This window comes from Pararhizobium sp. DWP1-1-3, assembly GCF_049896125.1.
In the GTDB taxonomy this organism is placed as follows: Bacteria; Pseudomonadota; Alphaproteobacteria; order Rhizobiales; family Rhizobiaceae; genus Pararhizobium.
Map to the genome: position 1 here is coordinate 77,223 of NZ_JAFCTR010000009.1, position 26,612 is coordinate 103,834.

Annotated in this window: 26 protein-coding genes and 1 pseudogene; 9 read left to right on the forward strand and 18 right to left on the reverse strand. The window is 58.2% G+C overall.

Translation table 11 applies throughout. From position 1 onward, the window contains the following. Positions 1–58: 58 nt before the first annotated feature. The 5 genes and pseudogenes from ACP7BS_RS18525 to ACP7BS_RS18545 all read right to left on the reverse strand — a co-directional run. Positions 59–1,957, reverse strand: coding sequence for a diguanylate cyclase (locus tag ACP7BS_RS18525; protein ID WP_426239288.1), 1,899 nt, complete (start codon positions 1,955–1,957; stop codon positions 59–61). Between the two features lie 336 nt (positions 1,958–2,293). Continuing rightward, positions 2,294–2,479 (reverse strand): hypothetical protein, encoded by a 186-nt coding sequence (locus tag ACP7BS_RS18530; RefSeq protein WP_426239289.1) that lies wholly within the window; start codon positions 2,477–2,479, stop codon positions 2,294–2,296. 1,753 nt (positions 2,480–4,232) lie between these two features. Continuing rightward, on the reverse strand, positions 4,233–4,487 hold the full coding sequence (locus tag ACP7BS_RS18535; RefSeq protein ID WP_426239290.1) for a hypothetical protein: 255 nt from the start codon (positions 4,485–4,487) through the stop codon (positions 4,233–4,235). Between the two features lie 672 nt (positions 4,488–5,159). Beyond that, positions 5,160–5,453 (reverse strand): DUF982 domain-containing protein, encoded by a 294-nt coding sequence (locus tag ACP7BS_RS18540; protein WP_426239291.1) that lies wholly within the window; start codon positions 5,451–5,453, stop codon positions 5,160–5,162. 116 nt (positions 5,454–5,569) lie between these two features. Next, positions 5,570–6,898 (reverse strand): annotated as a pseudogene (locus ACP7BS_RS18545) (ATP-binding protein); the annotation flags it as partial. Between the two features lie 384 nt (positions 6,899–7,282). On the opposite strand from ACP7BS_RS18545, the gene ACP7BS_RS18550 reads away from it, so the two are divergent. Continuing rightward, positions 7,283–7,435 (forward strand): entericidin, encoded by a 153-nt coding sequence (locus tag ACP7BS_RS18550; RefSeq protein WP_426239292.1) that lies wholly within the window; start codon positions 7,283–7,285, stop codon positions 7,433–7,435. Between the two features lie 57 nt (positions 7,436–7,492). Here ACP7BS_RS18550 and ACP7BS_RS18555 read toward each other — a convergent pair whose 3' ends face one another. The 4 genes from ACP7BS_RS18555 to ACP7BS_RS18570 all read right to left on the reverse strand — a co-directional run bounded on the left by ACP7BS_RS18555 (position 7,493) and on the right by ACP7BS_RS18570 (position 8,684). Continuing rightward, complete coding sequence (locus ACP7BS_RS18555) at positions 7,493–7,756, reverse strand: DUF2934 domain-containing protein (protein WP_426239293.1); 264 nt, start codon at positions 7,754–7,756, stop codon at positions 7,493–7,495. Positions 7,757–7,779: 23 nt separating this feature from the next. Continuing rightward, a complete protein-coding gene (locus ACP7BS_RS18560) occupies positions 7,780–7,974 on the reverse strand; it encodes a hypothetical protein (RefSeq protein WP_426230829.1) in 195 nt (64 codons plus the stop codon). 120 nt (positions 7,975–8,094) lie between these two features. After that, positions 8,095–8,421, reverse strand: coding sequence for a hypothetical protein (locus ACP7BS_RS18565; protein WP_426230830.1), 327 nt, complete (start codon positions 8,419–8,421; stop codon positions 8,095–8,097). A gap of 116 nt (positions 8,422–8,537) precedes the next feature. Beyond that, a complete protein-coding gene (locus ACP7BS_RS18570; protein ID WP_426230831.1) occupies positions 8,538–8,684 on the reverse strand; it encodes a hypothetical protein in 147 nt (48 codons plus the stop codon). 411 nt (positions 8,685–9,095) lie between these two features. Here ACP7BS_RS18570 and ACP7BS_RS18575 point away from each other — a divergent pair, with 411 nt between their 5' ends. Next, entirely contained in the window at positions 9,096–11,339 is a 2,244-nt protein-coding gene (locus tag ACP7BS_RS18575; RefSeq protein WP_426239294.1) for a transglycosylase domain-containing protein, read from the forward strand. Positions 11,340–11,406: 67 nt separating this feature from the next. Here the strand turns inward: ACP7BS_RS18575 and ACP7BS_RS18580 are convergent, their stop codons facing one another. The 5 genes from ACP7BS_RS18580 to ACP7BS_RS18600 all read right to left on the reverse strand — a co-directional run bounded on the left by ACP7BS_RS18580 (position 11,407) and on the right by ACP7BS_RS18600 (position 14,366). Beyond that, complete coding sequence (locus tag ACP7BS_RS18580; RefSeq protein WP_426239295.1) at positions 11,407–11,775, reverse strand: hypothetical protein; 369 nt, start codon at positions 11,773–11,775, stop codon at positions 11,407–11,409. A gap of 99 nt (positions 11,776–11,874) precedes the next feature. Further along, the gene (locus tag ACP7BS_RS18585) at positions 11,875–12,243 is read right to left on the reverse strand and encodes a hypothetical protein (RefSeq protein WP_426239296.1); all 369 of its coding nucleotides are present in this window, start codon (positions 12,241–12,243) and stop codon (positions 11,875–11,877) included. An 88-nt stretch (positions 12,244–12,331) separates the two neighbouring features. Continuing rightward, positions 12,332–12,700: a hypothetical protein gene (locus ACP7BS_RS18590; protein ID WP_426239297.1), complete on the reverse strand. Its 369-nt coding sequence runs from the start codon at positions 12,698–12,700 to the stop codon at positions 12,332–12,334. Positions 12,701–13,271: 571 nt separating this feature from the next. Further along, positions 13,272–13,640: a hypothetical protein gene (locus ACP7BS_RS18595; RefSeq protein WP_426239298.1), complete on the reverse strand. Its 369-nt coding sequence runs from the start codon at positions 13,638–13,640 to the stop codon at positions 13,272–13,274. Between the two features lie 336 nt (positions 13,641–13,976). Further along, a complete protein-coding gene (locus ACP7BS_RS18600) occupies positions 13,977–14,366 on the reverse strand; it encodes a hypothetical protein (protein ID WP_426239299.1) in 390 nt (129 codons plus the stop codon). A gap of 440 nt (positions 14,367–14,806) precedes the next feature. Between ACP7BS_RS18600 and dnaK the strand changes: the two genes are divergently transcribed. The 4 genes from dnaK (at position 14,807) to ACP7BS_RS18620 (ending at position 19,636) form a co-directional block, all read left to right on the forward strand. Continuing rightward, positions 14,807–16,729: a molecular chaperone DnaK gene (dnaK, locus tag ACP7BS_RS18605; protein ID WP_426230835.1), complete on the forward strand. Its 1,923-nt coding sequence runs from the start codon at positions 14,807–14,809 to the stop codon at positions 16,727–16,729. Positions 16,730–16,818: 89 nt separating this feature from the next. Further along, positions 16,819–17,412, forward strand: a complete 594-nt coding sequence (locus ACP7BS_RS18610; RefSeq protein ID WP_426239300.1) for a GNAT family N-acetyltransferase — start codon at positions 16,819–16,821, stop codon at positions 17,410–17,412. A 244-nt stretch (positions 17,413–17,656) separates the two neighbouring features. Beyond that, on the forward strand, positions 17,657–18,787 hold the full coding sequence (gene dnaJ, locus ACP7BS_RS18615; protein ID WP_426239301.1) for a molecular chaperone DnaJ: 1,131 nt from the start codon (positions 17,657–17,659) through the stop codon (positions 18,785–18,787). Positions 18,788–18,916: 129 nt separating this feature from the next. Then, positions 18,917–19,636 carry a glutathione S-transferase gene (locus ACP7BS_RS18620; RefSeq protein ID WP_426239302.1) on the forward strand — a complete coding sequence of 240 codons (720 nt, stop codon included), beginning with the start codon at positions 18,917–18,919 and terminating at the stop codon, positions 19,634–19,636. Between the two features lie 6 nt (positions 19,637–19,642). On the opposite strand, the gene ACP7BS_RS18625 is transcribed toward ACP7BS_RS18620, so the two are convergent. From ACP7BS_RS18625 to ACP7BS_RS18635, 3 genes are read right to left on the reverse strand one after another with little or no spacing between them, the layout of a single operon-like run. Beyond that, positions 19,643–21,184 carry a DHA2 family efflux MFS transporter permease subunit gene (locus ACP7BS_RS18625; protein WP_426239303.1) on the reverse strand — a complete coding sequence of 514 codons (1,542 nt, stop codon included), beginning with the start codon at positions 21,182–21,184 and terminating at the stop codon, positions 19,643–19,645. 5 nt (positions 21,185–21,189) lie between these two features. Next, on the reverse strand, positions 21,190–22,392 hold the full coding sequence (locus tag ACP7BS_RS18630) for an HlyD family secretion protein (protein ID WP_426239304.1): 1,203 nt from the start codon (positions 22,390–22,392) through the stop codon (positions 21,190–21,192). Beyond that, positions 22,385–22,846, reverse strand: a complete 462-nt coding sequence (locus tag ACP7BS_RS18635) for a MarR family winged helix-turn-helix transcriptional regulator (protein WP_426239305.1) — start codon at positions 22,844–22,846, stop codon at positions 22,385–22,387. Before ACP7BS_RS18635 ends, ACP7BS_RS18630 begins: the two co-directional genes overlap by 8 nt. Positions 22,847–23,061: 215 nt before the next feature. On the opposite strand from ACP7BS_RS18635, the gene recF reads away from it, so the two are divergent. Genes recF through ACP7BS_RS18650 form a run of 3 tightly spaced genes read left to right on the forward strand, consistent with a single transcriptional unit; the run spans position 23,062 to position 25,427 of the window. Next, positions 23,062–24,186, forward strand: a complete 1,125-nt coding sequence (gene recF / locus ACP7BS_RS18640; protein WP_426239306.1) for a DNA replication/repair protein RecF — start codon at positions 23,062–23,064, stop codon at positions 24,184–24,186. A gap of 12 nt (positions 24,187–24,198) precedes the next feature. Further along, entirely contained in the window at positions 24,199–24,960 is a 762-nt protein-coding gene (locus tag ACP7BS_RS18645) for a molybdopterin-synthase adenylyltransferase MoeB (protein WP_426239307.1), read from the forward strand. Further along, positions 24,957–25,427, forward strand: coding sequence for a GNAT family N-acetyltransferase (locus ACP7BS_RS18650; protein ID WP_426239308.1), 471 nt, complete (start codon positions 24,957–24,959; stop codon positions 25,425–25,427). The genes ACP7BS_RS18645 and ACP7BS_RS18650 overlap by 4 nt, the downstream gene beginning before the upstream one ends. Positions 25,428–25,431: 4 nt before the next feature. On the opposite strand, the gene ACP7BS_RS18655 is transcribed toward ACP7BS_RS18650, so the two are convergent. Then, on the reverse strand, positions 25,432–26,436 hold the full coding sequence (locus tag ACP7BS_RS18655; RefSeq protein ID WP_426230844.1) for a 2-hydroxyacid dehydrogenase: 1,005 nt from the start codon (positions 26,434–26,436) through the stop codon (positions 25,432–25,434). Positions 26,437–26,612: the final 176 nt, after the last annotated feature.

A 26,612-nucleotide genomic window follows, 5' to 3' on the forward strand; every position in this document is an offset into this window, starting at 1 on the left:
GAGGTTCAGCTCATCCGATCGAAGGCTGTCAGACGAAAAGAAAAGCAATTCCGTCCGTTTATGCTCGCGCTGCCGCCGCATCGTCGAGCTTATCACAGCCTCTAACACAGTCGCGACCAGCGGCTTTCGCAGCATAGAGCGCTTCATCGGCCGATCTCAGCAGATCCTTCTTTCCGTAGACGCCCGCTGCATTCATCGTCGCTGTTCCGATACTCACAGTCACCCGTCCCTTTTCACTCCCGACATGCTCGATTTCCATTTCCCGTACCTGGGCACAAAGAAGTTTTGCCAGCGAAAGAGCGGGAGCGCTATCGCATTGGGGTATGATGACTGCGATCTCCTCGCCGCCGTACCGCGCAACGACACTGCGCGGATACGGCGCTATAATCTCGGCGACGCGATTTGCGACCCTCTTCAGACAGGTGTCGCCAGCCGGATGTCCGTAGGTGTCGTTGTATGCCTTGAATTTGTCGATATCGATCATCAAAAGGCTTGGGCCGGCGGCGATCTGAGGATTCCGGGAGACGAGTTCGTCCAGCGAGCTATCGAACGCTCTTCGGTTAAGCAGTCCCGTTAGGCCGTCCGTGTGCGCCATGATGTCAAGTCGCTCATTCAAGGTGCGAAGTTCCTCCTCGGCGCGCTTGCTCGCGGTGATGTCGGAAAACACGATCAGGCTTGCGCCTTCCACGGTCGTGCGGGTGCGCGCTTCGATCCAGCGTCCATCAGCAAGCCGCATCTGACGGTCGCCGGGGCGCAGAATTGCATCCGCCGATCTCTCAATAATGTTGTCGATGTCTCCAGTGACAGGTATCTCTTCACCCAGTTCTATAGCGGCCCGAATGATTGCCCTCAGGCAGGCTCCCGTCGAACGCACGTCAGCCGTCAGAGGAAAGAGTTCCAGATATCGCGCATTGTTAAACACCTGCGCACCTTTGCTGTCGAACATGGCTAGGCCGTCTGCCATGCTGGCCAGCGCGTCCGCCAGGTGTCGCTGCGTTTGCGCCAACTCGCTTTCCAGCCGCTTCCGGTCGGTGATCTCCCTGTTGTGCGTGATGATGCCGATCGGCTTGCCATCGTCATCGTTGAATGGCGCTTTTAACGTGGCAAGCCACGTCTCGGCGCTATCCGTGCGGGTGAAGCGCTGCTCGATTACGATGGGCTTACCGTCGCGCAGAAGGGCCTCTTCATCCGCACGGAATCCCCGCGCCGTTTCTTCCGGATAGAAGTCAAAATCCGTCTTTCCAATAAGGTTGGCGGCGACCCCGGCGCTCATTAGCGCAGCTGTCGCCGGATTGGCTGCGATAAACCGACCCTTAAGATCCTTGGCGTTCAGACAGTCGGGAAGAGCTTCTATGATCGCCTTGTAGATGCGGTTCAGGGTGGTCGCCTCCTGCCGCTTGAGCTCCTGCGAAATCGCAAAGCTTGAAATCATGGCGGAAACAAAGAGCAGCAACGCAAACGGCACGACAACCGACGGCATGACGACGGGCCATTGATCGAACGGCACCTTAACAAAAAATCCGGCCGTACCACTGAAAACCACTGCCAGCGACACCACAGCGATGCTCCGGCCGTCCGGAATGCCACGAATGAAGCTGTGGGCGATCAATCCACTCGCTGTCGCCATGAATATCAACGGCAGCGCAACAGAGAGTCCGGTTCCGCTGCTCATGGCGCGGCGAGCGACGGCAACGATAAAGGGAGCGGCTGCAGCGACGGGGCCACCGAACAGCCCGGAAATGGCCAGAAATGTGTAGCGAAGATCGAGCAAGACGCCGGGATGGAACTGAAAGGGCAGCGACATTGCACCAAGCGTTCCGCACGCCATGATCCCGCCGAACACTGCTGACCGGGATCGGGGCGTAAAGCGCGCCACGTGTCGATGGCCAAATGTCCACAGCGAAGTCGTTATGGCGACAATCGCAAGGTTGGCAAGCAGTTCATTCCAGGGATTCATTGATATGGGTTCCAAACGCACGTTTTCGCAGCGATGATAGTTCGCCGATCTGAACGACTCGTTGAGACTAGCAGTAATTCGAGCATTATTCGCCGCGCCACTGCGTGGGCGCGTCAAGGCTAAGGTCAAACGCGAGGGTTAGCAAAGCTCGCACTTCGCCTCTGGCCGAGAGGCGAACGTTCGGCGAGCCGCAGCTACCGCGGCATCATTGGTGAGGCTGGTCATTAAAGAGATCTCATGCAAGTCGCTAGACAAGACCGCAATCGGTGATGCTGTGGGAAGGCGCATTCGTTCGACGGCCAAAGAGAAAGCGCGCACTCCGTCGAAAAGCCAGCCCTAGGCTGCAACGTCGACGCGTTGTGTCACATGGATTCGAACGGCTTCACGCGCTTCGCTTGCCGACGAAAACCTGCGGCCATCAAGCTCAATGACGTTGTATTTCACTGCCATAAAGGCGAGGTTGCCGTCACGGGGTATGAGAACACCAACTGGAATACCCTGGTACTCAACGACCTGTTTCATCACTGAATTCTCCGATCGAGGCGGAACGCTGATTGTATAGATGCGAGCGGACGCGGTTTACGTCACAATCGATCGCGACAACCATGCACTTTTCGGATGGAAATGAGAGACAAGGTACTTGTGAAAATATTCAAGGCACTCTCCTCTTCATCTCGGGTCAGACCGGCAGGTTCGAACGTATATTACACGTCGGTTTTGTCAATTGGATAACACACGGACGTAGAACGCGTTTTCAAAAGTATGATATTTGCGGCGGTTTGTAAGAAACACATTCCAAAATGATCTGTTGCAACGCAACATCGTTCCGTGCAGTGCAAGGTGCCAACCTGCTACATTGGTCTGTCCCGACGGCAGCTCATCCCCATGATCCATCTGCCGGTCCGCGAGCGAACACGGCGCTGTGCGTGTCGGTGAAGCGGATAGCTTCATCGAAATCCGCAAATGCGGACCATCAAGGTTGCTGACGTGGACCGAGGCGCTTGGCGAGACAAAGGTCATCGATTGACATGACACAAAAGACAGCCCCTGCCGTTTCCAGCGAGGGCTTAAATGTTTGCGTGCTCAAATGCACCGAACGCCCTCCCTCGCCCGACGGAGCCAGAGTGTCAGATCCTTTGCCCATGTGCCCGCCTCCCAGCGGAACAATTCGACGTCAGTCAGGTTCCCCGGCGATAGGAGGAACCAGGATGATCGACGCGCCGAAACTACCGGTCTCTCACGAGGATCGCCTGAAGAACCTTCGCCTTATGTACGCGGACCACCCCCACCCGAACGAAGACGCCCGAGCCAGCAATCAAGGTCATGCTTTCATTCACGGGCGCGCAGGTAAAGAGGGGTAAACGTTGAAATCTAGCCGGAGGGTTTTTAGATGTCTGACGAAGATCAGGGACCTGGCTGGTGGTTGGCCTGGCTAGGACATGCTGACACTAACTTGGAAATGGCCCGATTTCTGGGAACCATGCTCGCCTATATTGTGGTAGTCGGACTTTTCATGGCGACGATAATACTATGATCCCTCCGAAATTGGCTGCTAAACAGAAATGGACGACGAAAACGCCACCCTTGTGCCCCAAGGATGGCGGTTTCGGAGGGGTCCCCATCCAGTAACGGTACCTTCTAAAGGAATTACTAATTTAGACTACCATCAATCCCGCCACCGATCATTTACCGTTAACCAGCGAATTGCTTTGTGTGCGCTGATTTAGCCGGGGAGCATAGATCTGGCGAGCCGTTGTCATCACGGGATTTTCATGTAGGCGACTATGCCGCCCGTGAAATCGGCCGGTATTGGTTCGATCGTCTTGAGTCCCAAGACGCCTGTTAGATCGCCGAGATGTAGCGGCAGACTCTTGTCAAAATTTGCGGCGGCGTCAGTTCGTGATCGACGTTATTGCCGTCACGGAATGTCGCCGGCGTCGTCGTGTCACTAGCTCCGATCCGCATTTGGGCAATGGGCCAGGACGACGCGCGGCGTGAAGTTGATCGGAGAGCCCCAAAAAAGTTCATTTTCCTTCCAAGAGAACTAAAGACATGCCACGCGCGCCGAAGATTTGGCAATACGGAGCTAACGTGGAGAGCTTCACTCGGCGGAACCGGAAGCGCGCTCGATTAGATCCACCATCACAGCCCCGTTCGTCCTCGACCGGGCGGAAGACGCCGGGCAGACGGTAGCGGAGGCAAAAACCGGTGCCGACAAATCCGCGATCGTCGGGTGCCAGGCGATCGAAGCAATGATCACGATGACAGGATTTCCTCAAACCAGATCGGTTAGGTCATTGGCGTCTTTGACAAGATCACCTTCCATACCAATCTGCTGGCATGGAACGCATGCCTTGAGACCGCCCCTACCGATGGCCCCAGAAGCGCTGTCCCTAACCGACTGCCATGAGGAGATCATTTGTTTCAAAACGACATTGGCTTCCTCAGCAGGTGCTCCAACAGCGTGTTCAGCTTTGATACGTGCCAGCCACAACCGCAGTTCCGCTGGTGTCGGTTGTTTTTCTACCATTCAATTCCTATCGAAGAACTCATCGAGCCGGTCTCTTCGGCGATCTGGTGAAAGGGCTGGCCGCCACCGCGCCGTCAAGCCGGTAGCATCTGTTGCTTGTGATCTCTCGGAAAACCGCCCTTTTCATGCTCCGCCTCCGATCAAATTCACAAATTCTGCGGGCTTGTCAGTTCTTTCACTGTATGCCACAAAACTTGGACTATTGCGACAAATACCTGCCAGAAATCCGCCGCACTCTAATGAGCTGGAACGGCGTTCAGGAGCTCAAGAAAGTGTGCCCGCGATCGACATGGGATAAGTCTGATGGGCGTTTTCCAAAATCAGCATAAGGGGCGCAAAGCCGGGGATAGCCATTCGGGAAAACGCTAGCAGCTTCACCTGATTTTGCTTCCTCGCGATCAGCCTTAGCTGGAATCGATTCGCGACCATTTTAGGTTGGATAGGCCCCCCTTCCCGCGCCGCTCACCACCGTCGCAACCGTCATCAGACTTTCCGCACCGACACGGAGTTCGCTGGTGATATCCTGCGGGTTGGAACATTCCTCATGATGCTCGGCTTGCTTATCGGTCTTACTCTCAAATACCAGGCCGCCAGGTAGCCGTGACCCTCTCTGCAGGAAGCCTTGCGGTGTTCCCCTATCCCATACGGCACCAGCGGTGGAGGCCTTGGATATCAGAGGCGCGCCCGGGTCAGGCGGTGAGGATGCAGTGGCGCCGCCGGCAACGCTGGCAAGCCAGCCTCGAGACAGGCGGCTATAAACGCTTCGCGGGCAAGTTCCGTCGGTGCCACGCCGTTCAACCCTTGGCGGCAGGCAAAGACAGCCCGGTCATAGCACTCACCGCGTTTTTGCGGCCATTCATTTTCCAGAAAATCAAGCGCCTCATAGACGCTGCCAAATGTTCGATCAATCCCAGCATGAAGCGTGACCTTTAGCGGCTGGCTCCAGAGAATATCTCGCCTGCTCATCTTATCTCCTCCTGTTAGCCCCTCTTATCAAAGACGGTTCGCAATACGATGTTGACCGGCGTGATGCCGCGACCATAAAACCTCCGTCGAGAGGCCGTCCATCGAAAGGAAGCGGCTCACGAATTTGCATTCTGACATGGCCTCAAGACCGCAGCCAGTGCCTCGTTCAATTGCTCCTGCGTGAATGGTTTGGGCAATCGTGCCAGTCCGGCTCCCTCACCGCCCGGCAACTCCGCATATCCAGTGGCAAGGACTACGTGAAGTCCGGGGTGCCGCTCGATCACTTGGCGGGCCAGTTCCGCGCCGGTCATTCGCGGCATTGCGTGATCGGTAATCAGGATGTTGGGCAGTGGTCCCTGGGCGATGAGCCGAAGCGCCTCTTCTCCGGAGCTTGCCTCAAGCACCGTGTGGCCCAGATCTTCCAACATCAGAACGGTGTTCATAAGCACAAGACTGTCGTCGTCGACCGCCATCACGGTCAGCGGAGGTACTGGCGCCGACGGCGTCACCTCCGCCACGGATTGAGGTTCCGCCGCGATTTCCGCAACACGAAGCCATAGCTCGGCGGTGGTGCCTTCGCCACTTGTCGACTTCACGATCAGGCGCCCCCCGGACTGGGCCAATACCCCTTGCACCATCGGCAAGCCAAGCCCGGTGCCCTTGCCGACACCTTTCGTGGTGAAGAAGGGCGTCGTTGCTTTCTCGAGGGTTTCAGCGTCCATGCCTTCGCCCTCGTCCCTCACCGACAGACAGACGTATTCGCCTGCGCGAAGGTCCGGAACTTGTTTTTCCTTCAGCACATGTTTTCGGGCCGAGATTGCGATCATTCCTCCATCTGGCATCGCGTCGCGGGCGTTGACGACAAGGTTGAGGAGCGCGCTTTCCAGCTGGTTCGGATCCGACCACACCGGCGGCAGGGAAAGTGGGAAGGTCGTGCTGATCTCGATGGAGGGACCGATGGAGCGCTGGAGCAGTTCGGCCATTTCGCGAACCAGAGCTGGCGCATCCACGACCTCAAGATTGAGGTCCTGCTTTCGGGAAAACGCCAGCAGCCTCTGGGTCAGAGATGCGCCGCGCTTTGCGCCCATTATGGCATTGTCGATGAGGTCGACAACAATCTGACCTTCGAGCGCCCGCTTTCGCGCGATCTCGAGGCTCCCGAGGATTGCCATCAAAAGATTGTTGAAGTCATGCGCAATTCCACCGGTCAGTTGCCCAACGGCTTCCATCTTCTGTGCCTGAAACAGCTCTTGCTGGGCATATTCCAGCGCCTGCAGAGCCTGTCGCTTTTCGGTGATGTCGCGCGTTACTTTCGCGAAGCCGATAAGGGTGCCGTCCTCAAGGTGAATGGCGTCGATGATGACGTTCGCCCAAAAGCGCGTGCCGTCCTTGCGAAGTCTCCATCCCTCCCGCTCGAAACGTCCCTCCTTCGCGGCGATCTCCAGTGGCCATAACGATCCCTTTCTCTAGCAAATTATGTTGAACCATCCCGTAAACGTTACGGAAAAGCTTTTGTTCGAATCTGAAGGAAAGTTCGTCCGATTGCGCACAAGTCGCAAAAACCAAAGTCATCTAACAAATATCGACCAAAGCTCAAATAGGTTATCAAAGCTCGTCAGTCAAGTTTTAATATTCATTTTTAACCTGACGCATTGTTTTTATTGGATTTTATAAGCCGAATATCAAGATGGAGACGCACTCTTTTTCGATTTTGCCTCAGAAATTATCCGCAGCCATCTTGAGCGCGGCACGGTATTTTCCGCACGCCGGTTGATTTATTTAATGGCGGCGTCATGTCCTGTTTATCACTGTTAAGTGGAGGACCAAAAATGTCGAAGTTCCTGATAGCTGCCGTTTGCCTGGCTCTACTTTCGCTGTCCGGATGTGCCAACACCGTGCAAGGCATGAAGCGGGATGGCGTACAGACCAGTCATGCGCTGGATGATGCGACCCACCGCGTTGCGCGTGCCAACGCGAACTGACAGAAGAAATTTACACGGACTCGCCAATAGCGGCGAACTCTTGAGAGAAATGTTCGGCTACGGCTGTTCGCGCGTGCCGGGCGAGCTTTCACGTTGCTCTGCGTCGTCCAGATCGGTCGCCACAACAAACGCATCGGTGTGTTCGCGGATCGCTTCGCGCACGACACTCTGATTAACGGCATCTCCGCCTTCACTCTCGCCGCCGTCGATTTCGCGTTCAGCCGCTGCCCAGTGGTCTTCCTGTTTGCCGTCGGGCGAGCCGTCGTCCTGCCAAAGCTGGTAGGCGCGCTTGCGGATTTTGGTTTCTCTGTCGTTTTCCATTGGTCTTCCGCCGCGATAGGGTTTCAGTTTTGCAGGCCGTGCGAAACAGGAATGAGCAAGCCGGCAAGGGCTTTCAGAACCGGTTTCCGGCGCGGCGTTTCCGGCACGTCGCGAACGTTTCGCAGCAGTGCCTGCCTACGCGCAGAGAGGTCGAAAGCTTTTTCAGCCTCCGACAGAAGCTCATCGTTTTCTGAATTGAGATGATAAATCTGGCCCATGGCAAATCCCCTGTTTGAGGCTCAGATAACCGGATTTGGGGGAAAAAGTTCCGGTGTCTCATGAAAAAAGGCCCCGATCGGGGCCTTTCAAATCTGCACGCCGCTTTGGCAGTACGCGCGTTACCAATATCGGCGGCGGGAAGGTTCCGGTTCCTGCTTGGAGGCAGCCCCCAGCAAAAAGCCGATCGCCCCTCCGACCAGCAGCGCAAACGTCAGTGCGCTACCAGCCGCTGCCGGATGTTCCCGGGCGGTTTGAGCGATGGCGCTGCCTTCGGTCCGCGCTGCACTTACCGCTTTTCGGGCCACAGGTGCTGCGGCATCAAGCACACTGGATGCCCGGTCACGGACATCACTGTAAGCCTGAGCGCTCTGGGCGCTGACGATTTTGGAAAGGCGCGCCACTTCGGCCCGCAATGATTCAATGTCGTTATTGGTTGTTTCTGCCATCTTGGTTCTCCTGTTGCCGACCGACAAACGAGTTAGCCAGTGGAATGGTTCCCAACAATGGAAAGTCTGTTGTGCGGCACGTCAATTCAGCGGTGCCGCCCACAGGGCATCAAAATTTAAACGCTGACACGCCGCGCATGCTTGTCGGCAGCCTTTTTATCGCCAGCTGCCTGGTCGAGGATGTTGCGGGCGTCTTCAACGGATATCCGGTGTTTCTTTGCAAAAGAGATCGGTTCGTAGGGCTTGTCTGATGGGGTCGACATGGATGGTCTCCTTGGATCGTTGTTTAAAGGCCTCTGCAACGATTAACGTCACAAAAGCGGCCATTCCGTCGCAAAACGGTTTAGCAAAAAGGTAACAGGCTGGGTCAGAGAATTAAGGACATGCTTGCCGCATGTTCCAAAAATCTGGCGAGCGGATTTGAGTTGGCCGCGCTGAAGCGATGGAATTGCTTCAGGCACCGCAGTTGGCGCTGGATCATTACATGGCGATTATTGCCGCATTCCGCAAGTGCGTTGTCGCGCGGCCAGGAACCGGTGGCACTCGAGGCCGTGAAGTTAACGCCCCCTTAAATCGCCGCATTTACACTTCATCGCACGGTGCGAAATCGTGCGTTGCGGACTATGTGCCGGCCACGCTCCCCAAACGCCCAGCTGGAGCAGACCCACCCCGACATGGCAGGAAATCGAACATCAGGGCAGAGGATTGAACCTTCCTTTGAAGGTGGACGCGGTCAGGATGACGGCGATCTGCGCATGAATGCCGGCGAACGCGTCAGTGGCAGCGGCAGGAAATCCGGTGGTTCGAAGCCTGGAGCGAAGAAGACCAGTTCACGAAAAACCAGCAGACGGGGCGGTTCGCGTGACGGAGGCGGCCTGACGGGCCTGATCCGGTCGCTGGTCTACTGGTGCGTCGTGCTCGGAATTTGGGGCGCCATCGGCGTCGGCGGACTGGTGCTCTATTACGGATCGCGCATGCCGAGCGCCACCACCTGGGCTATTCCCGATCGGCCGCCCAACGTCAAGATACTGGCTGTCAGCGGCGATATCATTGCCAATCGCGGCGCCACCGGCGGCGAGGCGCTGTCGCTCGAAAACATGTCGCCCTATATTCCGCAGGCGGTCATCGCCATCGAGGACCGGCGCTTCTATTCGCATTTCGGCGTCGATCCGCTCGGTCTGGGAAGGGCGATACTGACCAATATCACCTCTGGGCGCATGGTGCAGGGCGGTTCGACAATCACCCAGCAACTGGCCAAGAACCTGTTCCTGTCGCCGGAGCGTACACTGGAGCGCAAAGTGCAGGAAGTGCTGCTCTCCGTCTGGCTGGAGCAGAAATACACCAAGGACCAGATTCTTGCGATGTATCTGAACCGGGTGTTCTTCGGTTCCAATGCCTATGGTGTCGAAGCGGCCTCGCGGCGCTATTTCAACAAATCCGCGCGCGATGTGAACCTGGGCGAGGCGGCCTTGCTCGCAGGCCTTCTGAAGGCGCCGTCGCGCCTCTCGCCGGCGCGCGATCCGAAGGCTGCCGAAGAGCGGGCCCAGGTCGTGCTCGGCGCCATGCGCGAGGAAGGCTTCATCACTGACAGCGAGATCAAGACCGCGATGTCGCAGACACCGACCAAGGCGAAAAGCTTCTGGTCCGGTGCGCAATATTATGTTGCCGACATGGTCATGGATCAGCTGCCCGGCATGGTTGGCGAGATCAGCCAGGATCTGATCGTCGATACGACGCTCGATCTCAATCTGGAAAAGAAGGCCGAGGAAACGCTGGCTGCGAGCCTTGATGCATCCGGGCAGAAACTGGATGTGTCCCAGGCGGCGCTGGTATCGATCGATGGCACCGGCGCCATCCGCGCCCTTGTCGGTGGCCGTGACTATGCCGAAAGCCAGTTCGACCGCGCCGTCAAGGCCAGGCGCCAGCCGGGTTCGGCCTTCAAACCCTTCGTCTATGCCGCCGCAATGGAAATCGGCCGTACGCCGATGTCGATCCGTAATGATGCGCCGGTCCGGATCGGCAACTGGACGCCGGAGAATTACGACCAGAAATATCGCGGGGAGGTTACGCTTGCCAATGCGCTGGCCAATTCGCTCAACACCATCGCCGCCCAGCTGGTGATGGAGGTCGGGCCGCAGAATGTCATCAAGCTGGCGCGCCGGCTCGGCATCGAATCCGAAATGCAGTCCAATGCCTCGATCGCGCTCGGAACCTCGGAGGTCAGCCTTGTCGAGCTGACGTCAGCCTATGCGCCGTTTATGAATGGCGGCTTCAAGGCGACGCCGCATGTGATCCGGCGGATTTCAACGGCTGACGGCACTGTTCTTTATGAAAATACCTATGACAATCCACCCCGTGTGCTGGATCCGGCTGTTGTCAGCGAGATGAACCAGATCATGGTGGGCGTGATCGATCATGGTACCGGCAAGGCTGCCCGGCTGAAGGGCTGGCAGGCAGCCGGCAAATCGGGAACAACCCAGTCCTTCCGTGATGCTTTGTTCGTCGGCTTCACCAGCAATCTGACCACCGGGGTCTGGTTCGGCAATGATGATGGCAAGTCGATGAAGAAGGTCACCGGCGGCGGTCTTCCGGCCAAGGCCTGGCATGATTTCATGACGGCCGCCCATGAAGGCCTGTCGCCCTCGCCGGTCTTCGGCACGACCGGGATCCAGCCGACATTCGACGACAATCAGGCCGCACCCGAAAGCGTTGGCGATGTTATCTCGGGCACGTTCGGCAATGGGGCGGCGGATGAATTTCCGCAGGCACCCGCCGCCAACGGACAGACGCCTGGCACGCAGGATTTCGATCAGCCGGCGCAGGCGGCAAATTCCGGGCTTACACCACCGGCCGATGTCGGCGAGACCACCGGTACGACCCGCCGCACGACCCTGTTCGACATCCTGACCGGCGGTTGAACCGCAATCACAGTTTGGTGCTCCTGACGATGGGGGCCATGCATGACCGAACCGGTGTGAACAGTCGCTATCCCCAAGCGATGATAACGTTTTCCGGCTCGATCGGGTGATCGATCCAGACACGAATGCGAGTTTTCGTGGACGGCACGTGTGCACTGGCGAATTCGGGCTCGATAGCATCAAACAAGATAAGTTCGTTATTGGGGGTGTTCAGAATCCCGTCGAAATCAGGTTTTCTTATCCCTGTAATTTCTGAAATTGGTCCGAACGTCACATTGGTATCTCCGTCGCCCCAATAATAAGCTGGAACATTGATGCAGTCAGAGGAAGCAAATATTCCTTGCCTGTCCATGTGGAGCGGAATCTTGACGTTGCGACGGCCTGCAACATAGATGCTCAGGTATTCTGGCGTGATTGTAATTTTCTTTACGGACATCAAGTAGTCCCTTCCTTGAGATATCAGTCCGCCTTGTGATTTACTGTGCTCAACATCAACTCGTCATCGGGCAGCATCCCTTCGCTGCACTGCTTTTGCTTATCCCCAGGCAATAACCACGTTTTCTGGCTCGATCGGATCATCCATCCAGACTTGGATACGGGTTTTCGCGGATGGGACGCGCGCAATGGCATATTGGGGCTGGTTCGCGTCAAACAAGATAACTTCTTGGTTGGGGGTGTTCAGAATACCGTTGAAATCAGGCTTCCGGTTCTCCTTAATCTCGGAAGCTGGTCCAAACGTCACGTGCGTGTCCCCGTCGTTCCAATAGAGCGCGGGAATGAGAATGCAGTCCTTTGACGAAAGGACACCTCGCCTATCCATGTGCGTCGGAATATCGACATTTCGACGGCCTGCAACGTAAAAGCTCACATATTCCGGGGCAATCGACAGGTGTTGCACGGTCATGGCGTTAAATCTTTTCTTTGAAAAAGGTTCGCCTTGTGGTTGACTGAGCACACAACGGGAATGTCCAGAAAGCCGGATCTCGCTATCGCTACCCCCATGCGACGGTGACATTTTCGGGCTCGCTGGGATGGTCGATCCAGATTCGGATACGTGTTTTTTGGGAAGGCACGTGTGTACTGGCGAATTCAGGCTCGATTGCATCAAATAAAATCAATTCGTTATTGGGAGTGTTCAGAATTCCATCGAAATCCGGCTCTCTCGTTTCCTTAATTTCTAAAATCGGTCCGAATGTCACAGAGGTGTCTCCATCGTTCCAGTAGAGCGCAGGAACGTTGATGCAGTCAGGCGAGGAAAATATTCCCCGTCTGTCCATATGAAGAGGAATTTTGACGTTGCGACGACCTGCAACATAGATGCTAAGATATTCGGGCGTGATTGTAATTTTCTTGACGGACATCAAGCATTCCCTTTCTTGAGATATCAGCCCGCCTTGTGATTTACTGCACGGCCAACAGTGCACCATCGAATAGCACCCCTTCGACACGCGTCTCTGTTTACCCCCAGGTTATCACGACGGTTGATGGCTCGATGGGATGATCCATCCAGACCCGAATTCGAGTTTTCGCGGATGATACGCGTGAAATAGCGAATTGAGGGTTATTTGCATAAAATAAAATAATCTCGTTGTTGGGGGTGTTCAGAATGCCGTCGAAATCCGGATTTCTTGCCTCCGTGATCTCGGAGACTGGTCCGAACGTAACGTCCGTGTCTCCGTCGCTCCAATAGTAGGCTAGAATGAGAATGCAATCCTTTGAAGAGAGCACTCCTCTTCGATCCATATGCGTTGGAATCCTAACATTCCGACGGCCCGCAACATAGAAGCTTACATATTCCGGGGCGATGGACATCCGCTGCACGGTCATAATGTCAAAACCCCCTATTCGATAAAAGTCCTCCCTGCGAATTACTGCACTCAACAGAAACGGTTCATCGAACCGCACCGCATCTGTTCGCTGTGCCATCTTGGTCTACCCCCAAGCGATAACCACATTTTGTGGCTCTGTGGGGTGATCGATCCAGACACGGATGCGCGTTTTTGCGGACGGCACCTGCACGATGGCGAATTGCGGCTCGTTCGCATCGAATAGGATGAACTCCAGATTGGGAGTATTCAGAAGGCCGTCGAAGTCAGGTTCCCCAATGTGCGGGATCTCCGAGGCTGGTCCGAGTGTCACGTGCGTGTCTCCGTCGTTCCAATAGAGAGCGGGGATGTTGACGCAGTCCTTTGAAGACAGAATGCCTCTTCTATCCATATGCAACGGAATATCAACGTTCCGGCGGCCTGCGACGTAAAAGCTTACATATTCCGGGGCGATCGACAAATGTTGCACGGTCATGGCGTCAAAATCTCCCTTTTGATAAAAGCCCGCCTTGTGAACTGCTACACCACAAGCAGTGCGGATAAATTCTGCTTGGTCTGCCTACCGACCTCGGGATCTGATGGTCGCCGATAAAATGACCACTCCAGGTTCCCGGTGACTTTATACCACACCAGTGGCATCCGTAGGTACGGCCGATGCGATCGATTTCCGCTTGCTCCGCCCTGTTAAGCCGCCTGTTGGTTGCTGGCGCCGCAAGCCACTCTTTTGCATAGGGTCCGATGCCGGTCCGCGGCAGTCGCAACTGGAGCGCGCGGAGCATCGCCTCCTGTGTTACGGATTCATTGGCCCGTATCAGCCCCTCGACCGTCTCGTAGGCTTGCGGGGTCGGCCGCCAGTTCGGGTCACGTCTTTGAACGGCGCGTAACGCGCTTCCTGCATCCGGCCAATACTGACCGCCAGCCGCGCTTCCTGCCCAGGCGTGACGGGCTGCCATCTGTCGAGAATGCGGACTTGTCCCGCGCCACGAGGCCCGCGGCGGTTGACGCGGATCGGCCGGCTGTCGGAACCGTCTCCGGCCCATTGCCCGCCATCGGGATTGCCGGCTGGCACCCGCGGCTGCTCGGGGCGAAAACCGGCTTTCCATTCCAGGCATAAGGTCAGCGCTCGAATTTCGACGGCCATCGCCGCCTGCCGGTAGCTGAGTTTTCGCATGCTCAAGTCTGCCGGGTCTGTCGAAATCATTGGCCACGCCATCCGCTTTTCAATTCAGTCGGACAATTGTGCGGGGTGTAGAGGCGACGGGGATAAATTCAGGCTGGAAAAAGCCTGCGAAACAATTATATCCCGGTCAACCCAATGAACATGCGATGATTTTCCCGCAGCAGACGATCACGTCGACACTGCCATGCCTGCTGGACGTCCCCGCGTTCTGGAGCGAGAACCGCAATCGCCTTCCTAGAGAGGATTGCTGATTTCGGTAACGACGCGCGATGCTTCGTCATAATAGACGTTGATTTCCTCGGCTTCGTGGCGTGGTCATGCCTTGCAGTCCGAAACACTGGTCCTTATATACGCCCCATCACCGCAGTTTTCGCTGCGAATATTCCACAGACCATCCCGTTAGGGGCTGTCGCATGAATGCCTGACCGGGTTCTGACAGTCCGCTGCAAGGAGAGAACGACATGGCTAAAGTAATCGGTATCGACTTGGGAACGACCAACTCCTGCGTCTCCGTCATGGACGGCAAGGACGCGAAGGTCATTGAGAATGCGGAAGGTGCACGCACCACGCCGTCGATCGTTGCATTCAACGACGATGGCGAGCGTCTGACCGGCCAGCCGGCCAAGCGTCAGGCCGTCACCAACCCGGAAAACACGCTGTTTGCCGTCAAGCGCCTGATCGGCCGCCGTTACGACGACAAGTTCGTCGAAAAGGACAAGGCCCTCGTTCCTTACAAGATCGTCAAGGGCGACAATGGCGACGCATGGGTCGAAGCGCAGGGCAAGGGTTATTCCCCGTCGCAGATCTCCGCCATGATCCTTCAGAAGATGAAGGAAACCGCAGAATCCTATCTCGGTGAAAAGGTCACGCAGGCCGTTATCACCGTTCCGGCTTACTTCAACGACGCGCAGCGCCAGGCAACCAAGGATGCCGGCCGCATCGCTGGTCTTGAAGTGCTCCGCATCATCAACGAGCCGACCGCAGCAGCTCTTGCTTACGGCCTTGACAAGAAGGACGGCAAGACCATCGCCGTTTACGACTTGGGTGGCGGTACGTTCGATATCTCGGTTCTGGAAATCGGCGACGGCGTCTTCGAAGTGAAGTCGACCAACGGCGACACCTTCCTCGGCGGCGAAGACTTCGACATGCGTCTGGTCGAATATCTTGCAGCCGAGTTCAAGAAGGATCAGGGCATCGACCTGAAGAACGACAAGCTGGCTCTGCAGCGCCTCAAGGAAGCTGCCGAAAAGGCCAAGATCGAACTGTCCTCGTCGCAGCAGACCGAAATCAACCTGCCGTTCATCACGGCGGATGCCACCGGTCCGAAGCACCTGACGATGAAGCTGTCGCGCGCCAAGTTCGAAAGCCTGGTTGACGAGCTGGTTCAGCGCACCGTTGCACCGTGCAAGGCAGCCCTCAAGGATGCCGGCGTCACCGCAGCCGAGATCGACGAAGTCGTTCTGGTCGGCGGCATGAGCCGCATGCCGAAGGTACAGGAAATCGTCAAGCAGCTGTTCGGCAAGGAGCCGCACAAGGGCGTCAACCCGGATGAAGTGGTTGCCATGGGCGCCGCGATCCAGGCCGGCGTTCTGCAGGGCGACGTCAAGGACGTTCTGCTTCTCGACGTGACCCCGCTGTCGCTCGGCATCGAAACACTGGGTGGCGTGTTCACCCGCCTGATCGAACGCAACACGACGATCCCGACGAAGAAGTCGCAGACCTTCTCGACGGCCGAAGACAGCCAGAATGCCGTGACCATCCGCGTCAGCCAAGGCGAGCGCGAAATGGCCCAGGACAATAAGCTGCTTGGCCAGTTCGACCTGGTCGGCATTCCACCGGCACCGCGTGGCGTTCCGCAGATCGAAGTCACCTTCGATATCGACGCCAACGGCATCGTGCAGGTTTCGGCCAAGGACAAGGGCACCGGCAAGGAACATCAGATCCGGATCCAGGCATCGGGCGGTTTGTCCGACGCCGATATCGAGAAGATGGTCAAGGATGCCGAGGCGAATGCCGAAAGCGACAAGAAGCGCCGTGAAGGCGTCGAAGCGAAGAACCAGGCCGAAAGCCTGATCCATTCGTCGGAAAAGTCGCTGAAGGAATTCGGCGACAAGGTCACCGAAGCCGAGCGCACCGCGATCTCCGATGCGATCGCGTCTCTGAAGACCTCCGTCGAAGCCTCCGAGCCGGATGCTGAAGACATCAAGACCAAGACCCAGACGCTTCTCGAAGCTTCGATGAAGCTTGGCCAGGCGATGTACGAATCGCAGCAGACTGAAACGGCCCATGCGGATGCAGAGGCCGATGCAGCCCGCGATAGCGACATCGTCGATGCCGACTATGAAGAAGTCAAAGACGAGGACGACCGTAAGAAGTCCGCATAAGTCTTTTTCAAATATCCATCAGATAGCCCGGAGCCGCAAAGCTCCGGGTTTTTTGTTTTCGGTTATGAACACGGCCCCACGGCGACCCGTTGAACGCCAAAGCCTTCCAGGTCACACTGCGGCAGCTGTATAGCCAGTTGAGGGGCGAAATGGAAATCTCGATTGTCGATAGGGCGTATGCGGCGCAGAATCTGGACCGGCTTGCAACGATACTCGTCCAAAGCGTCGAAGATGGCGCGGTCGTCGAATTTGTCCTGCCCTTCAGCCGCGAGCAGTCAGAGGCCTATTGGCTGAGTGTTTTCAACGCCATTGCCGAACAAGAACGATTGCTTTTCTGCGCCACGATCGACGGACAGATCGTCGGAATGGTCCAGCTATATCTGTCCCCGGAACCGAATGCTCCGCATCGGGCGGAGATTTTCAAATTGCTCGTCCACCGTGATTTCCAGGGTAGAGGTGTCGGTACCGCGCTGATGTTGGCTGTAGAGACGGAAGCTGTGCGGCTAGTGCGTTCGCTCCTTATTCTCGATACGGTTTTGGGTGGGGCCGGGGAACGGCTTTATCGCCGTTTGGGCTGGCGGGAAATCGGTGTTGTTCCTCACCATTTTGTCGATCCTCACGGGGCTGCCAAGGCATCCGTCTATTTCATAAAATTTCTGGATTGCGGCCGGGACGATGCGTGACCCAATGCCAAGAAGCCGTTCCGGTACGGAATCAAATCCGTTTCTGCCCCGAATCGATGTTGCCCAAAGGCACGGAACGAAGGTGAGAGAGCCTGATTCAATGCTTTTCCGAGAAAAAGCGGCCGAGATAGTGTATTGCCTATGGTATCCCGCTTGAAGGTTTACTAAATCCTGTTGCAAGGAAATTTGGCGACCGCCGGGCAGCCGGTTTCGACGCGCCTATTCAACAGGACATTCTGCAAGTATGAAACGTGATCTTTACGAAACGCTCGGCGTTGCGAAAACAGCAGACGAGAAGGAGCTCAAGAGCGCTTTCCGCAAACTCGCAATGAAGTATCATCCGGATAAGAACCCTGGCGATGCGGAAGCTGAAAAGACGTTCAAGGAGATCAGCCTAGCCTACGAGATGCTCAAGGACCCGCAGAAACGGGCAGCCTATGACCGCTACGGTCACGCAGCGTTCGAACAGGGCGGCATGGGCGGCGGCGGCGCTGGCATGGGCGGTGGTGCCGGCGGGTTCTCCGATATTTTCGAAGACATCTTTGGCGAGATGATGGGCGGCGGCCGGCAGCGGCGCTCGTCTGGCGGCCGCGAGCGTGGTGCCGATCTGCGCTACAATATGGAAATCTCGCTCGAAGAGGCCTATGCCGGCAAGACGGCGCAGATCCGTGTGCCGACCTCGATCACCTGCGATGTCTGTACCGGCTCGGGTGCCAAGCCCGGCACCAAGCCGACCACCTGCGCCACCTGCCAGGGTTCCGGCCGCGTGCGTGCCGCCCAGGGCTTCTTCTCGATCGAGCGCACCTGCCCGACCTGTCAGGGCCGCGGCCAGACGATTGCCGACCCCTGCGGCAAATGCCACGGCCAGGGCCGTATCACCGAAGAACGCTCGCTCTCGGTCAATATCCCGGCCGGCATCGAGGACGGCACCCGCATCCGCCTGTCCGGCGAGGGCGAAGCCGGCTTGCGTGGCGGGCCTTCCGGCGATCTCTATATTTTCCTGTCGGTAAAGCCGCATGAGTTCTATCAGCGCGACGGCGCCGATCTTTATTGCAGCGTGCCGATCTCGATGACGACGGCAGCCCTTGGCGGCAAGTTCGATGTGGCGACGCTTGATGGCACCAAGTCGCGGGTTTCGGTGCCGGAAGGCACACAGGCTGGCAAGCAGTTCCGCCTAAAGGCCAAGGGGATGCCGGTGCTGCGCTCCAGCCAGATGGGTGATCTCTATATCCAGATCCAGATCGAGACGCCGCAGAAGCTGACCAAGCGCCAGCGTGAGCTGCTGAAGGAGTTCGAGGAGCTGTCGTCGAAGGAAAACAATCCGGAATCGGCGGGCTTCTTCTCCCGCATGAAGGATTTCTTCGACATCGAGTAAGCGCCGCAATCGGCGGCTGGCAGAACAGACAATCCGCAATATATATTAGCCGGAGGCAGCGATGCCTCCGGCTTTTTTGTCTGCGGCCGGTCCTGCAGCTACGCTGTATCCTAACGCGAAAGGTGCGCCATGACCTACGAACTCTATTATTGGGACGGCATCCCCGGCCGGGGTGAGTTCGTTCGTCTGGCGCTGGAACAGGCGGGTGCGGACTACATCGATGTCGCCCGAAATGACGGCGGCATGGCGCGGATGATTGTGATGATGAAGACCAGAACGACGGGCGTTACGCCGCTTGCCCCGCCTTTCCTGAAGGATGGAGACCTCGTCATCTCCCACGCGGCCAATATCCTGCTTTATCTGGGTAATCGGCTGGGTCTCGCGCCTGAAGACGAGGCTGGGCGGATAACCGCGCATGGGCTGCAACTCAGCATCACCGATTTCGTTGCTGAAATCCACGACGTCCATCATCCGATCGGCGTGTCGCTCCATTACGAGGATCAGAAGGACGAAGCGTTGCGGCGGGCCGAGAATTTTCGCGAGGAACGGCTGCCGAAATTCCTTGGCTATTTCGAAGGGCAGCTGGCGAAGACCAACCAAGGGCAGGTACATGCCTTGGGCGAAACACTGACCTATGTCGATTTGTCGCTGTTCCACCTCGTCGAGGGATTGCGTTACGCTTTTCCAGCCGCGATGACGGCGGTGGAACCCGACTATCCGCTCCTCGTTACGCTGAATGCGCAGGTTCGCGAGTTACCGCGGATCAAGGCCTATCTGACCTCGGAACGGCGGCTTGCCTTCAACGAACAGGGCATCTTCCGCTATTATCCGGAGCTCGACCGGCGTTAACGTCGCCTATTCCATCACCGCGCTGTGGTCGATTGCCGGCGGAGCCTTCGGCTTGCGCAGCAGAAAGACGAGCGGCATCACCGCCAGCGACATGATCATCAGCAGCTTGAAGTCGTCCATATAGGCGATGATCGTCGCCTGCAGCGTGACGATATTGTCGAGCGAAGCACGCCCGACGGCAGTCATCGGATCGAGCCCCGCGGCCGCCGGTGCCTGGAAGGCATGGTTGAACGGGGTGACATAGGCAGCGATCGACGCATGATTGATCTGGGTGTTTTCAATCAGCAACGCGGAGACGACAGCGATGCCGACACTGGAGCCGATATTGCGAGAGAGATTGTAGAGCCCGGTGCCGTCGCCGCGCATTTCAGCGGGCAGTGTTGCAAAGGCGATCGTCGTCAGCGGCACGAACAGGAATCCGAGCCCGGCGCCCTGGATGAAACCGACGGAGATGATCGTCCATTGCGAGACATTCGGCGTCCAGCCGATCATGTCGTACATCGCCCAGGCGGTGATCGCCAATCCGATGAACAGCAGGATGCGGGTATCGACCTTGCCGATCAGACGGCCGACCACAAACATGCAGACCATTGTTCCCAGCCCGCGCGGCCCCATGACGATGCCGGCGGTGACGACGGGATAGCCCATCAGCGATTGAAGATAAGGTGTCATCAGCGCCAGCGAAGCCAGATAGGTGACGCCGACGACGAAAATGAACAGCATGCTGACGGCAAAATTCTGGTCGAGAAACAGGCGCGGATTGATGAAGGACTTTTCCGTCGTCAGCGTATGGATGACCAGCAGATAGAAGGCGCTGGCGCAGACGATGGCCTCGATCAGGATTTCGCCGGAGGAAAACCAGTCGAGCTGGCCGCCCCGGTCGAGGAAAAGCTGCAGCGAGGCGATGCCGAGGCTGAGCATACCGAAGCCGAACCAGTCGAGTTTTGCCTGCGTGTCCAGCTTGGTTTCCTTGACGAAGACGCTGATGCCGGCAAAGGCCAGCACACCGATCGGAACGTTGATGTAGAACACCCACCGCCAGCTGATATTTTCCGTCAGCCAGCCGCCAATGACCGGGCCGAGCACCGGGCCGACCATCACCGAGACGCCAAACAGCGCCATCGCCGATCCGCGTTCCTCGACCGAATAGATGTCAAGCAGGATGCCCTGTGACAGGGGCACGAGGGCTGCGCCGAACAGGCCCTGCAGCAGGCGGAAACCGACGATCTGTGGCAGCGATTGGGCGAGGCCGCAAAGCACGGAAGCCGCGACGAAGCCGACGATCGCCACCAGCAGAACGCGCTTGCGGCCGAACTTCGCCGCCAGGAATCCGGATGGCGGCGTCATGATCGCGGCGGCGACTATGTAGGAAGTCAGCACCCAGTTGATCTGGTCCGCGCTCGCCGCCACGCTGCCCTGGATATAGGGCAGCGCCACATTGGCGATGGTCGTGTCCAGCGCCTGCATGATTACCGCAAGGATGATGCAGGCGGTGATGGCGCCGCGATTGGCGACGGGGGTCGTGGCGGCAGAGGCTAAGCTGCTCATGGCCGTTACTCTTGGGCGTGGGCGGTCGAATGGCCAAGAAGTTTCTGGATCATGTCCGGCATTCCGCGCGCACGGCCGGTATCGACGGCGACCAGCGTACTCATGCCGACACGCAGCGGCGGCTTGCCGGCGGTGTCGTCGATCGTCACCCGCATCGGAATGCGCTGCACCACCTTTACCCAGTTGCCGGAGGTGTTCTGTGCCGGCAGCAGCGCGAAGCTGGCGCCGGAGGCCGGGCTGACGCTGGCGACCTTGCCCTTCCATTGGACGCCCGGATAGGTATCGACGGTGATGGTCACCGGCTGGCCCGGCTTCACATAGGTAAGCTCGGTTTCCTTCGGATTGGCCGCGATCCACATGTTCTTCGTCGAGACCAGCGAGAAGGCCTGCTGTGCGGCCTCCAGATAGCTGCCGGGTTGCAGCGCGTTGACGTTTGTGACCACGCCGTCAAACGGCGCCCGCACCGTCGTGTCGTCCAACTGGCGCTGCGCGTCGTCCACGGCCGATTTGGCTTCGAGATAGAGCGGGTTTCGCTCGATCGGCTGATTGGCATCGCCGCCCAGCTGGGCCAGCGTCGTTTCGGCCTGGGCCTTGGCCACAGTCACCTTCTGCTTGGCGGCATCGAGATCGTGCTTGGCCTGGTCATAGGTCGCGTGCGATGCGGCGGCATTGGTGATCAGGGTCTGCTGGCGGTCGAAAGCCGTCTGGTAATAGGGAATGTCGGCGTCGACCTGGGCAATCTGCGCCAAGGTCTGGGCATAGCTCGCCTTGAGGTTCAAAAGTTCGTTGCGGGAGGCGGCGAGCTTGGCCTCAGCCCCTTCCAAGGCAATGCGGAACGAATCCGGCTTCAACTGGAATAGAACCTGTCCGGCCTTGACCGTTTCATTCTCGTGCACATTGACGGTGGCAACGGTACCGGCAACATCGGTCGAAACGCCGACCATGTCCGCCTGCAGATAGGCGTTGTCGGTTTCCATGATCTGGCCGCCGGTCACATGGAAGTAGCCGCCGGCAATCAGCGCGATCGGCAGCAGTGCAAACAGGATCGGCCGCTTCAGGCTGCGGCGGCGGCGAACGATGCCGGCGGCAGGGGCAGGATCGGCAGATGCCGGAGGTGCGGTGTTGATCTTTGCTTCGGCTATCACAGCTTCTGATGTTTCGGGGGTTGTGACATTGGCATTGGCGGGTACGCGGAGGGAGTCAGCCATGGTGGGTTTCTTTATCGGCCGGCGCGCGGCAGGCCTGCAGGAGGTTGGATTTCATCAGGTCGAGAATGGCGACGAGTTTTTCACGGTCCTCATCTGGAATGTCTTGCAAGGCTTCGGAACGCGTTGCGTCGCCGATGGCGCGCATATCGGACAAAAGCCCCCTTGCCAGCTCGGTTGTGTAGAGAAGCGAGATGCGGCGGTCGGTCTCGTGGCGTCGCCGTTCGATGAAGCCGCGCTCGGCAAGCTTGTCGAGCACCCGCATCAGGGTAATCGGTTCGATTTCCAGGAGCTCGGCAAGACCGCTCTGATGGATGCCTTCGTTGCGTGCCAAATAGGCGATCGTCTGCCATTGCGAGCGTGTCAGGCCCATGTGTTTCGCGCGTTGCTCGAAGCGCTTGCGCAGCAGGCGGGCTACGTCGTGAAGCAGAAAACCCAGGGTAGGGGTAAGGTTCATGGAGTGAGTGCCATATCGTTAGCATACATAAGATAAGCAATCTTATTTGAGTATTCGCATCTGCGCAATCAGGCATGTGTGCGCTGCGGTAATTTTTCTGTCACATCCCGGTGATCTGCGGCGCCATGGCCTCGGACGTGACGCTAACCGATGTTCCGCCTTGCCATCGGCGTCCTCTCGGCTTAGCTCTCACCCCAACGCAAACCGGATTCCCCATGCCGCACAAGGTTTCTCTTTCCCGTCTGAAGCTCAGTGATTTTCGCAATTATGCGGGACTATCGCTCGATCTCGACACCCGCCATGTGGTGCTGACTGGCGAGAACGGTGCGGGCAAGACCAATTTGATGGAAGCCGTTTCCTTCCTATCGCCGGGGCGCGGGCTGCGCCGTGCCGCCTATGCCGACGTGGCGCGGGTCGGGGCCGAGACCGGCTTCTCCGTGTTTGCAGAGCTTGAGGGCATGGACGGCCCGGTCGAGATCGGCACGGGCACGGCAGGCGCTGAGGAAGGCCAGACACGCCGCCTTCGGTTGAACGGAACGACGGTCAAGACGGTCGATGAACTTCTCGATCATCTGCGCGTGCTCTGGCTTACGCCGGCCATGGATGGTTTGTTCACAGGGGGCTCGGGCGACCGTCGCCGGTTCCTCGACCGGCTGGTCCTGTCGCTCGATCCGGAACACGGCCGCCGCGCCACCGATTACGAGCGCGCCATGCGCAGCCGCAACAAGCTTTTGTCGGAAGGGCGGCCGGATCCGGTCTGGTTGACGGGCCTTGAGCGCCAGATGGCAGAGCTTGGCATCTCGATGGCCCTAGCGCGGCAGGAAATGCTCGGTCTGTTGGCGGGGCTGGTGGATCGCAATCACGAGGGCGGCGTGTTCCCGGCCGCTGACCTGGCGCTCTCCGGTTTTCTCGACGGCGAATGGCATCGCCCGGCCTTCGATCTGGAAGAGCAATATCTGGAAATGATGAGGGTTGGCCGTTACCGCGATGCCGCAGCCGGCCGCACGCTCGATGGCCCCCACCGCAGCGATCTGTTGATCCGGCACCGTGCCAAGAACATGGAAGCCGCACGCTGCTCGACCGGCGAACAGAAGGCGCTACTGGTCGGCCTGATCCTCGCGCATGCCCGCCTGGTCGGCAATATGACCGGCCATGCGCCGGTATTGCTGCTCGATGAGATCGCCGCCCATCTCGACGAAGGCAGGCGGGCGGCGCTATTTGATCTGGTCGACGATCTCGGCGGTCAGGCCTTCATGACCGGCACGGACCAGTCGATGTTTTCAGCCCTTGGTGACAGGGCGCGTTATCTCACCGTTGCCAACGGGACCGTTTCCGGGTGAGAGTTCGGCATCATGAGTAAACAACCTCTGAATTCCGAAGAAATCCAGCGCTATGCCCGCCACATCATCCTGCCGGAAATCGGTGGGGCCGGGCAGCAGGCGCTGAAGGCGGCTCGGGTGCTGGTCATCGGTGCCGGTGGCCTTGGTGCGCCGGTCCTGCAGTATCTCGCCGCCGCCGGTGTCGGCACGCTGGCTATCGTCGATGACGATACTGTTTCGCTGTCGAACCTGCAGCGTCAGGTCATCCATGGCACCCCCGATATCGGCCGTACCAAGGCCGACAGCGCCACGGATGCACTCCAGCGGATCAATCCGCATGTGGATGTAATTCGGCATGTGGAGCGGCTGGAGGCGGCCAATGCTGACACCTTGTTTTCCGCCTATGACATTGTTGTCGATGGCTCCGACAATTTCACCACCCGCTATCTCGCCGCCGATACGGCCGAACGTCTGGAGATCACCCTGGTGACGGCCGCCGTCGGCCGCTTCGATGGGGCGCTGACTGTTCTCCAGCCGTGGAAGAAGGCGGCCGATGGCCGCCAGAATCCGGGCTATCGCGATCTCTTTTCCGAACCGCCGCCGCCGGGTGTCGTGCCCTCCTGCGCCGAAGCCGGTATCGTTGGCGCGCTGACCGGCGTTCTCGGTACATTGCAGGCTATGGAAGTCATCAAGGTCATCACCGGCGCTGGTGAGCCACTCATTGGCCGCCTGCTGATGTATGACGGGCTCGCCGCACGGTTCGAGACCATCAAATACAGCCGGAGAACGCGGTGAACCCCGTCCCGATCGATGAAACGTTCGGCGATTGGGACGCGCTGAGGGCGCTCATCCTTGCTTCGTTCGCCTTTATGCAGCCCCGCATCGATCCGCCATCGTCTGCACTCCTGCTGACCCTACCGTTGCTGATGGAAAAGGCGAGGGTTGAGAAAGCCTATACAGCTATCGAGAACGGTCAATTGCTGGGCTGTATCTTCTGCAAGCCGGAGCCGCCGGATTGTCTCTATATCGGAAAGCTTGCCGTCGCCCCGGATGCGCAAGGCAAGGGTGTCGGGCGGCTATTGCTGCAGGCGGCCGAGGGCTATGCGGCTGATTATGGGCTGTCCTGCCTGCGCCTCGAAACGCGGATCGAGCTGGTCGAAAACCACCGCATTTTCGCCAGTTGGGGTTTTCTGCGGACTGCGGAAGGCTGCCATCCCGGTTTTGACCGTCCGACCTTCGTCGAGATGCGCAAGACGCTCTGAGGGATCAATCGCGGCCGGGCAGGACACGATCCGGCGGGCGGTGGCCGTCAAAGAAGGTGCGGATATTGATCACCACCTTGTCGCCCATGTCGATGCGGCCCTCAAGCGTTGCCGAACTCATGTGCGGCAAGAGCACCACCTTGCCTTCGCTGGCAAGCTTGACGAGCTTCGGGTTGACGGCCGGTTCGTTCTCGAACACGTCGAGCCCGGCGCCGGCAATCTTGCCTTCGCGCAGGCATTTGATCAGCGCGACTTCATCGACGATGCTGCCGCGGGCCGTATTGACGATGTAGCTGGTCGGCTGCATCAGCGCCAGCCGTCGTGCCGAAAGCAGGTGGTAGGTCGCTGGTGTCGACGGACAATTGACCGAAACGATATCGACGCGGGCGAGCATCTGGTCGAGGCTATCCCAATAGGTCGCCTCCAGTTTTTCCTCGGTCTCGGTGCTGACGCGATGGCGATTGTGGTAATGGATCGACAACCCGAAAGCCTTGGCGCGTCGAGCGACGGCAGTGCCGATCCGGCCCATGCCGACAATGCCGATGCGCTTGCCGGAAATACGGCGCCCGAGCATCCAGGTCGGTGACCAGCCGGCCCATTCGCCCTTGCGGTCGGTCAGGATATTGGCCCCTTCCGTCAGCCGGCGCGGAACGGCGAGGATGAGTGCCAGCGTCATGTCGGCGGTGTCTTCGGTCAACACGTTCGGCGTGTTGGTCACAGTTATGCCATGGCGCGCGGCGGCATCGACATCGATATGATCGACGCCGTTGGAAAAGCTGGCGATTAGTTTCAGCTGCGGTCCGGCCTGTTCGATCAGTGCGGCGTCAATCCGGTCGGTAAGGGTCGGAACAAGCACGTCGGCCCGCTTCACGGCTGCCACCAGTTCGGGCTGCGTGCGCGGCGTGTCGTCGATGTTGAGCTCAGCGTCGAACAGTTCGCGCATGCGCGTCTCGACGACATCGGGCAGTTTGCGGGTGATGTAGACCTTGGGTTTTTTCTTCGCGGTCATTGCTGCCTGCTTCGCCTTGTTGACGGGTTTTTAACCAAGATGAGTGATCGTTCTCCCTGCAGTTCCATTTTCTACCAGACCCGGTGGGGAAGACAAACAAAACTCGAGATGTTCCCAGACGATTTGCTGGTCTTCGACGGGGTCGGTCAGAGATTTAGCTGCAAGCTTCTGAATTT

What these genes read in the sequence shown, in the direction of transcription:
- ACP7BS_RS18630 (WP_426239304.1), bottom strand. Translation starts at nt 22,392, where the DNA reads ATGGCTGACTCCCTCCGCGTACCCGCCAATGCCAATGTCACAACCCCC.
- ACP7BS_RS18535 (WP_426239290.1), bottom strand. Translation starts at nt 4,487, where the DNA reads ATGGTAGAAAAACAACCGACACCAGCGGAACTGCGGTTGTGGCTGGCA.
- ACP7BS_RS18540 (WP_426239291.1), bottom strand. Translation starts at nt 5,453, where the DNA reads ATGAGCAGGCGAGATATTCTCTGGAGCCAGCCGCTAAAGGTCACGCTT.
- ACP7BS_RS18550 (WP_426239292.1), top strand. Translation starts at nt 7,283, where the DNA reads ATGTCGAAGTTCCTGATAGCTGCCGTTTGCCTGGCTCTACTTTCGCTG.
- ACP7BS_RS18570 (WP_426230831.1), bottom strand. Translation starts at nt 8,684, where the DNA reads ATGTCGACCCCATCAGACAAGCCCTACGAACCGATCTCTTTTGCAAAG.
- ACP7BS_RS18585 (WP_426239296.1), bottom strand. Translation starts at nt 12,243, where the DNA reads ATGACCGTGCAACACCTGTCGATTGCCCCGGAATATGTGAGCTTTTAC.
- ACP7BS_RS18590 (WP_426239297.1), bottom strand. Translation starts at nt 12,700, where the DNA reads ATGTCCGTCAAGAAAATTACAATCACGCCCGAATATCTTAGCATCTAT.
- ACP7BS_RS18635 (WP_426239305.1), bottom strand. Translation starts at nt 22,846, where the DNA reads ATGAACCTTACCCCTACCCTGGGTTTTCTGCTTCACGACGTAGCCCGC.
- ACP7BS_RS18620 (WP_426239302.1), top strand. Translation starts at nt 18,917, where the DNA reads ATGACCTACGAACTCTATTATTGGGACGGCATCCCCGGCCGGGGTGAG.
- ACP7BS_RS18645 (WP_426239307.1), top strand. Translation starts at nt 24,199, where the DNA reads ATGAGTAAACAACCTCTGAATTCCGAAGAAATCCAGCGCTATGCCCGC.
- ACP7BS_RS18525 (WP_426239288.1), bottom strand. Translation starts at nt 1,957, where the DNA reads ATGAATCCCTGGAATGAACTGCTTGCCAACCTTGCGATTGTCGCCATA.
- ACP7BS_RS18565 (WP_426230830.1), bottom strand. Translation starts at nt 8,421, where the DNA reads ATGGCAGAAACAACCAATAACGACATTGAATCATTGCGGGCCGAAGTG.
- ACP7BS_RS18575 (WP_426239294.1), top strand. Translation starts at nt 9,096, where the DNA reads ATGGCAGGAAATCGAACATCAGGGCAGAGGATTGAACCTTCCTTTGAA.
- recF (WP_426239306.1), top strand. Translation starts at nt 23,062, where the DNA reads ATGCCGCACAAGGTTTCTCTTTCCCGTCTGAAGCTCAGTGATTTTCGC.
- ACP7BS_RS18595 (WP_426239298.1), bottom strand. Translation starts at nt 13,640, where the DNA reads ATGACCGTGCAACATTTGTCGATCGCCCCGGAATATGTAAGCTTTTAC.
- ACP7BS_RS18655 (WP_426230844.1), bottom strand. Translation starts at nt 26,436, where the DNA reads ATGACCGCGAAGAAAAAACCCAAGGTCTACATCACCCGCAAACTGCCC.
- ACP7BS_RS18555 (WP_426239293.1), bottom strand. Translation starts at nt 7,756, where the DNA reads ATGGAAAACGACAGAGAAACCAAAATCCGCAAGCGCGCCTACCAGCTT.
- dnaJ (WP_426239301.1), top strand. Translation starts at nt 17,657, where the DNA reads ATGAAACGTGATCTTTACGAAACGCTCGGCGTTGCGAAAACAGCAGAC.
- ACP7BS_RS18600 (WP_426239299.1), bottom strand. Translation starts at nt 14,366, where the DNA reads ATGATTTCGACAGACCCGGCAGACTTGAGCATGCGAAAACTCAGCTAC.
- ACP7BS_RS18560 (WP_426230829.1), bottom strand. Translation starts at nt 7,974, where the DNA reads ATGGGCCAGATTTATCATCTCAATTCAGAAAACGATGAGCTTCTGTCG.
- ACP7BS_RS18580 (WP_426239295.1), bottom strand. Translation starts at nt 11,775, where the DNA reads ATGTCCGTAAAGAAAATTACAATCACGCCAGAATACCTGAGCATCTAT.
- ACP7BS_RS18625 (WP_426239303.1), bottom strand. Translation starts at nt 21,184, where the DNA reads ATGAGCAGCTTAGCCTCTGCCGCCACGACCCCCGTCGCCAATCGCGGC.
- ACP7BS_RS18530 (WP_426239289.1), bottom strand. Translation starts at nt 2,479, where the DNA reads ATGAAACAGGTCGTTGAGTACCAGGGTATTCCAGTTGGTGTTCTCATA.
- dnaK (WP_426230835.1), top strand. Translation starts at nt 14,807, where the DNA reads ATGGCTAAAGTAATCGGTATCGACTTGGGAACGACCAACTCCTGCGTC.